At 75.3% G+C, this 7,005-nt stretch carries 5 protein-coding genes; 2 read left to right on the plus strand and 3 right to left on the minus strand.

Annotated features, from left to right (window positions below; translation table 11 throughout):
- From ABZ493_RS21545 to ABZ493_RS21555, 3 genes are all read right to left on the minus strand, one after another.
- Nucleotides 1-435: CD225/dispanin family protein (locus ABZ493_RS21545; protein ID WP_430584159.1), on the minus strand; the 435-nt coding region annotated here is incomplete at its 3' end.
- The gene (locus tag ABZ493_RS21550; RefSeq protein WP_430584160.1) at nt 428-712 is read right to left on the minus strand and encodes a CD225/dispanin family protein; all 285 of its coding nucleotides are present in this window, start codon (nt 710-712) and stop codon (nt 428-430) included. The genes ABZ493_RS21550 and ABZ493_RS21545, both read right to left, overlap by 8 nt.
- Nucleotides 713-936: 224 nt before the next feature.
- Entirely contained in the window at nt 937-1,959 is a 1,023-nt protein-coding gene (locus tag ABZ493_RS21555; RefSeq protein WP_430584161.1) for an aquaporin, read from the minus strand.
- Between the two features lie 303 nt (nt 1,960-2,262).
- On the opposite strand from ABZ493_RS21555, the gene ABZ493_RS21560 reads away from it, so the two are divergent.
- A complete protein-coding gene (locus ABZ493_RS21560) occupies nt 2,263-3,252 on the plus strand; it encodes a malate dehydrogenase (RefSeq protein WP_430584162.1) in 990 nt (329 codons plus the stop codon).
- 50 nt (nt 3,253-3,302) lie between these two features.
- Nucleotides 3,303-6,893, plus strand: a complete 3,591-nt coding sequence (locus tag ABZ493_RS21565; RefSeq protein ID WP_430584163.1) for an ABC transporter ATP-binding protein — start codon at nt 3,303-3,305, stop codon at nt 6,891-6,893.
- The last annotated feature ends 112 nt before the right edge of the window (nt 6,894-7,005 follow it).

Here is a 7,005-nt window from a genome sequence, read left to right on the forward strand (position 1 = left end):
GCCATAGGTAGCAGGAGTCACGACCAACGCAGGACGACCGACGTCATCCTCACCAGCCAGTCCCGGACCAGCCAACCGAAGACTCACAGAGGTAGGCAGCACGGGGCGCGCCGGTGCGTCGCGCACCGGCGCGGCGTCGGCGAACGCGGCGAGCAGCACGGGGGCGCGGTCGGCCAGGCTCACGGCCCCGACGAGCACCGCCACGCCGACGAGACGGACGACGACGCCGGTGACGACGGCGGCGATGCCGAGCGCACGTACGTGGCGCACCTGCTCCGCTGCCACGGCGTCGTCGCCGGCGCCTCGAGCGCGCGAGGCCCGGACGGACGCGAGCACGGCACCGATCGCCAGCGGCCAGAAGAAGACCATGGCGACGATCGCCCAGGCCGTGCCCGCCCGCGAGCCCGCGGCGGGGACCCGCGCCGGCTCAGCCACGGGCGCTCCCTGCCGGGACGGTGTGCGGCCAGCCCAGGCCGACCAGCGCGGTGACGAGCAGAGCCAGCATGATGACGGTGAGCAGCACGCTCAGCACTGCGGCGACGACGACCGCCGCGATCCCGTACCTCCGTGCGGCCCGGGCGTGCGCGGCCGCCGCAGCGAGGTCGCCGGCGCCGGAGGCCCGTGCTGCACGCTGCGCGCCCAGGAGTGCGGGGACACCGAGCGGCCAGCACAGGATCGCCGCGGCGACGGCCCACCCGGTGGCACGGGACACGGGGAGCGCGGGCTGGACGGCCGGCGGGGGAGGTGGCGCGTACGGGGTCAACGACGACTCCGATCGGGGCGGGCAGCGAGCTGGCGGCCGCGCGGATCGGCGGCGCGCGCCATTTGTACCAGAGGTCCGACTTCTCGCCCGGCTCCCGACGGGTGAATTCCTCCCCGCACGCACGAGGGCCGGCCCCCCTGCGGGGGCCGGCCCTCGTGCGTGCTTGGAGGACGTCAGGCGCGCGGCGCGTCGCCCTTCGGCGCGTCGTCCGTGCCGGACGTCGCGTCGTCGGCGTCCTGCCCGTCCCACTCACCCTCGTTCTCGTCGACCGTCGACGCCGCCGGGACGGCGCCGTCGTCGACGACGTCGTGCTCGCGGACCTCGTCGCCGAGGTCGTCGCCGGCCGCGGAGCCGACCTCGGCCTGGACGAGGGCGGGGACCGGGGCGAACGCGCGGTAGAACAGCGCGGCGAGCGCGCCACCCACCAGCGGGGCGACGACGAACAGCCACAGCTGCCCCCACGTCCAGCCGCCGCCGAACACGGCCGACGCGAACGACCGGGCCGGGTTGAGCGACGCGTTGGTGACCGGCCAGGCGACGATGAGCATCGCGCCGAGCGTCAGGCCGATGACGACGGGCGCGAAGGTGACCTTCGAGCGCTTGCTCGTCACGCCGAGGATCACGCCGACGAACACCGCGGTGACGACGACCTCGACGAGGAGCGCGGCCCACAACGAGAACTCGACGGGGGTGCCGCCCTGCTGCGCGGCCCCCGCCGTGAGGGCGGCGAGCGGCGAGTGCGAGCCGAAGCCGTTCGCGGTGCCCTGGAAGAGCGCGGCCTTGTCCGCGGCCCCGGTGAGCGCCGGGAACGAGTCCGGGATGATCGAGAACATCACGGCCGCGGCGGCGGTGCCTCCGACGAGCTGGGCCAGCCAGTAGGGCACGAGGTCGCGCCAGGTGGCGCGGCCCGCGAGGGTGAGGCCGAACGTGACAGCCGGGTTGAAGTGGCCGCCCGACACGCCGCCGACGGCGGCGATGGCCCCCATGACGAGGATGCCACCGGCGAGGGCCACCGGGAGGATCTGACCGTTGTTGACGGCGTTGAACGTCGCGGTGCCGACGATGCCGAGCACCAGCACGAACGTGCCGAAGGCCTCGGCGGCGAGCCGCGCGAACAGGCCGTGCTCCGGGATGCCGGCCGCCGTCTCGACGTCGACCGAAGCCGTACCGCTCTCGGCGGCGATGTCCTGGGACATGAGGGTCCTTCTCTGCTCGGGAGACGGGCGTCTCGGTGTGCCCCTCGCGGTGGAGGGGCCGGTCGTGCGTGACCGGCCTCGTGGCCGGCTGCGCGGGCATGTTTCCACCGTGGTCTGAACGGTTGCTGAGCGCGGGCCGACGGTGGCGCTTCTGGCACGTTACCGCGCGTCGTCCCAGGTCGCGCTCCGCCACGACGTGCGGCGCGCCGGTCGGAGCCTCGTCCGGAGCACGGGCCGGGGCCCGTCCGGGGCCCGTCCGGAGTGGCGGTCGACCCCGGCGCCCGGCTGCGTCAGAGTAGGGGCATGACCACACCAGTGAACGTCACCGTCACCGGGGCGGCGGGCCAGATCGGGTACGCGCTGCTCTTCCGGATCGCGTCGGGCGCGATGCTCGGCCCCGACACCCCTGTGCGGCTGCGGCTGCTGGAGATCCCGCAGGCGGTGAAGGCCGCCGAGGGCACCGCGATGGAGCTCGACGACTGCGCCTTCCCCCTGCTGGACGGCATCGACATCCACGACGACCCGACGGCGGGCTTCGCCGGCACCAACATCGCGCTGCTGGTCGGCGCCCGGCCGCGCGGCCCGGGCATGGAGCGCGCGGACCTGCTCGAGGCGAACGGCGGCATCTTCGGGCCGCAGGGCCGCGCCATCAACGCGGGCGCGGCGGACGACGTGCGAGTGCTGGTCGTGGGCAACCCGGCCAACACGAACGCGCTGATCGCGGCGTCGAACGCGCCGGACGTGCCGAAGGACCGCTTCACGGCGATGACGCGCCTCGACCACAATCGCGCGCTGTCCCAGCTCGCGAAGCGGGCGGACGTGCCGGTCTCGCAGGTGCGCCGCGTGACGATCTGGGGCAACCACTCCGCGAGCCAGTACCCGGACGTGTTCCGGGCCGACGTCGCCGGGACCCCGGGCGCGAGGTACGCGGACGAGGACAGGCTCTGGCTCACCGACGACTTCGTCCCGACGGTCGCGAAGCGGGGCGCCGCGATCATCGACGCCCGCGGGGCGTCGTCGGCGGCGTCCGCGGCGAACGCGGCGATCGACCACACGCGCGACTGGGTGCTGGGCACGCCGGAGGGCGACTGGACCAGCGCGGGCCTGTGGTCGACCGGGCAGTACGGCGTGCCCGAGGGGCTCGTCTCGTCGTTCCCGGTGACGTCGTCGGGTGGTGCGTGGGAGGTCGTCGAGGGACTCGAGATCGACGACTTCTCCCGCGAGCGGATCGCGGCCAGCGTGCAGGAGCTCTCCGAGGAGCGGGACGCCGTGCGTGCGCTCGGCCTGATCTGACGAAAATTCTGCGGCGGAGCGTCGGGGGCGCCGCATAGGCTTCTCGGGCCATGATCGACGCCCCTGCCGCCCGCGCGGACCACGCCACCCCCACCGCGACCACCACGACGGACCCGTCGCGCCGCCTCGACTGGCGGCGCCTGCGCGGGCCGGTCGCCGCGGTCGCGCTGGTCGCGCTCACTCTCGGGGCGGTGGGCGCCGCGCTGGGCACCGTCGTCGCGGGCCGCCTCGCGGAGGACCCGACGGGGGCGCTGCTGTCGCTGCTCGCGCTCTGCGTGGTGGGCGCCGCCCTGTTCGACACGGCCGGGCAGGTCGTGTGGGCGGGCGTCGTCGACCGCGCCGAGGGGCGGCTGCGCGGCGACCTGCTCACCGCGGCGATGCACCAGCCGCTGGCCACGCTCACCGAGCAGGCGGTGGGTGAGGTGCTGGACCGGGTCGACGACGACACCCACGCGGTGGGCACGCTCGTGCGCCGCCAGCTGTGGGGCGCGGGCCGCACCGTGGTGGGCGTCGTGCCCATGTACGTGGTCGCCGGCGTCACCTGGTGGCCGGGGTGGATCCTGTTCCCGCTGCTGGGGGCGCTCGCGGGCGTCCTCGTGCGCCCGATGCTGGGCGAGATCGCCCGCCGCAAGGTGATCGAGGAGGCGGCCTGGACCGACCACGCGGCCGCGTTCGAGGAGTCGGTGGCCGCCCGCGACGACCTGCGTACCAGCCTCGGCCAGCCGTTCGCGATCCGCCGCCTGGCGCAGCGGTCCGCGGACGTGCACCGCAAGTTCCGCGACGTGGTCGTCGTCGAGTCGAAGATGCTGCGCCGGGCCGGCCTGGTGCTCGCGTCGCTCCTGGCCGGCGTCGCGGTGGCCGGGGCCGCGCTGGCGTCGGGCGGCACCCTCGCCGTGCAGGACCTCGTGACGCTGTTCCTGGTCACCTCGATGTTCGTGGGCCAGGTGGACAACCTCATCCACCACCTGCCGGACATCCAGGAGGGGCTGGGCGCCATCACGCGCATCCGCCAGATGCTGTCGGTCGAGCCGGAGCCGACGGGCGGGCGCGACCTGCCCGAGGGGCCGGTCGGCCTGGAGCTGCGCGACCTGCACTTCTCGTACGCCGAGGGCACGTTCGCGCTGCAGGGCGTGAACCTGCACGTGCCGGCGGGGCAGACCGTGGCGCTCGTGGGCCGCACCGGCTCGGGCAAGTCGACGCTCGCGTCGCTGCTGTCCCGCGCCGTCGAGCCGGAGCCCGGCACGGTGTTCCTCGGCGGCGTCGACGTGCGCGACCTGGACCTGCAGAAGCTGCGCGCCGCGGTGGGCGTCGTCACGCAGCGCACCGAGATCCTCGCCGGCACTCTCGCCGAGAACATCGCCCTGTTCGCCGACGTCCCGCGCGAGGACGTCGAGGCGGCCGTGCGAGAGCTGCGCCTCGACGCCTGGGTGTCCGGCCTGCCGGACGGCCTCGACACGTTGCTCGGCCCGGGCGGCACGTCGCTGTCCGCGGGGGAGGAGCAGCTCGTCGCGTTCGCGCGCCTGCTGGTGCGCGACGTCCAGGTGGTCGTGCTCGACGAGGCCACGGCCCGCATGGACCCGCTCACGGAGGCGCGTGTGGTCGCGGCGTCCGAGCGGCTGCTCGCCGGCCGCACGGGCGTGCTGGTCGCGCACCGGCTCACGACCATCGAGCGGGCCGACCTGCTGGCCGCGCTCGACCACGGCCGCGTCGTGCAGCAGGGGCCGCGGGCGCGCCTCGCCCGCGAGGACGGCCCGTACCGTGACCTGCTCCTCGCGAGCGACGCCGCGGACGCGCCCGTCGCGAGCGCCGGCGGGGCGGAAGAGGTCGCGTCGGCCCTCACCGGGCACGGGACGACCACATCGAGCACGTCGTCGAGCGCGCTGGAGGCGGCGCGCGCGACGTCGCACGAGGTGGGCGGCAGGCGCCGCCGGGGCGCGGCGCCGGACCTCGCCGATCCGGGCGAGGGCCCGAGCCTGGCGCGCGGTGTGCTGCACGCGCTGTTCGTGCGCCCCGCGTGGGGCGTGCTCGGCGCGGCGCTCTTCCTCGTGGCGAGCCTCGTGTCGGCGCAGGGCGCGCTGACCGGGTTCCTGTGGGGGCGGGCGGTCGAGGGCCTCGACGCCGGCTTCCCCACCGTGCTCATGGTCGCGTTCGCCGTGCTCCTCGTCGTCGCGCCGCTGGCGCTCGCGTGGGCGCTGTACGTCTACCCGCGGTGGTGGGTGGAGGTGCTGCTGCGCGTCCGGATGGCGGTGATGGCCGGGCAGACGCGCCAGGAGCGGCTGCGCGCCACCCCGCCGGGCGAGGTCGTGGCCCGCGCCATGGACTCCGACCGGTTCGTGCGTTACGCGGACCGCTGGGTCGACTTCGTCAACGGCCTGGTCATCGCCGGCGTGACGGCGCTGCTCAGCGGGTCGTGGCTGGCCGGCGGCGTGCTGCTGGCCGTCATGGTGGTCTCGGCGGCCGCGTCGGCGATCGGTCGGCCGATCGCGGGCCGCTCGGCCACCCGGTCGTCCGCCGCGCGCGCCCGGTTCGGCCGCGCCCTCGTCTCGGCGCTCGACTCCGCGCGCACGGTGAAGCTCGCCGCGCGGACGCCGCAGGTGCACGCGCACCTGCGCGAGGTGGACGGCGGCCGCGTCCGGGCCGCGATCTTCGAGCACCGCATCCAGGCCGCCCTCGACGGCGTCCCGATGATCATGGTGCAGCTCGGCGTCGTCGCGGCCTGGGCCGGCCTGCTCACCGGCACGTGGGGCCTGGCGACCGCGCTGCTCGTCGCGAACGCGGTGAACGGGTTCGGCTGGTTCGGCGTCGTCGCGGGGGCCGTCGTGACGGAGGCGCCCGGCACACGGTCGTGGCAGCGGGCCACGGGCCGGTTCGCCGCGGGAGCCGACCTCATGGACCTGCCCGCGGGCGTCGACCTGCTCACCGGCGACGCGCCCCGGCCGGCCGCGGGCCCGCGCGAGTCGCTCGAGCGGCTGCGCCTCGAGGGAGTCACGGCCGTGCACGACGACGGCACCATCGGCGTGTCGGGGGTCGACCTCGAGGTGCGGCGCGGCGAGCTCGTGCTGCTGCTCGGTCAGGTCGGCTCGGGCAAGTCGAGCCTGCTGTCCGCGCTGAGCGGCCTCATGGAGCACACCGGCCGGATCCGCTGGAACGAGCGGGACGTCGACGACGCCCAGGCGTTCCTCCGCCCGGGCCAGGTCGCCCACGTCGCGCAGGTGCCGCGCGTGCTGTCCGGCACGTTCGGCGAGAACGTGCGCCTGGACCACGAGCGCGACGTCGACGGCCCGGTCGCGGCCGCGCGCCTCGGCCAGGACGTGGACGAGGCCGGCGGACCGGACGCGTTGGTCGGCCACCGCGGGGTGCGGTTGTCGGGCGGGCAGGTGCAGCGCCTGGCGCTCGCCCGCGCACTGGCGACGGACGCCGAGCTGCTGCTGGCCGACGACGTCTCCAGCGCCCTCGACGCCACCACGGAGATCGAGCTGTGGGCGTCGCTGCGCGAGCGTGGCACCACGGTCGTCGGGGCGACGTCGAAGCGCGCGGCCCTGTCGCGCGCGGACCGCGTCGTCGTGCTCGCCGACGGCGAGATCGCCGAGGTCGGCCCGTGGCGAGAGCTCGCGCCCCGCTGGGGGCACCTGGCGGGCTGACCGCACCGGACGCGGTGTGTTGGGGGGGGGGGGGGGGGGTTGGGTGGGGTAGGAGTGCGGAAACAAAGCGGAAAAAAAAAAAACAAAACACGACATGAGGTAAAAAAAAAAA

Origin of the sequence: Isoptericola sp. NPDC019482 (assembly GCF_040632295.1) — a bacterium.
In the GTDB taxonomy this organism is placed as follows: Bacteria; Actinomycetota; Actinomycetes; order Actinomycetales; family Cellulomonadaceae; genus Isoptericola.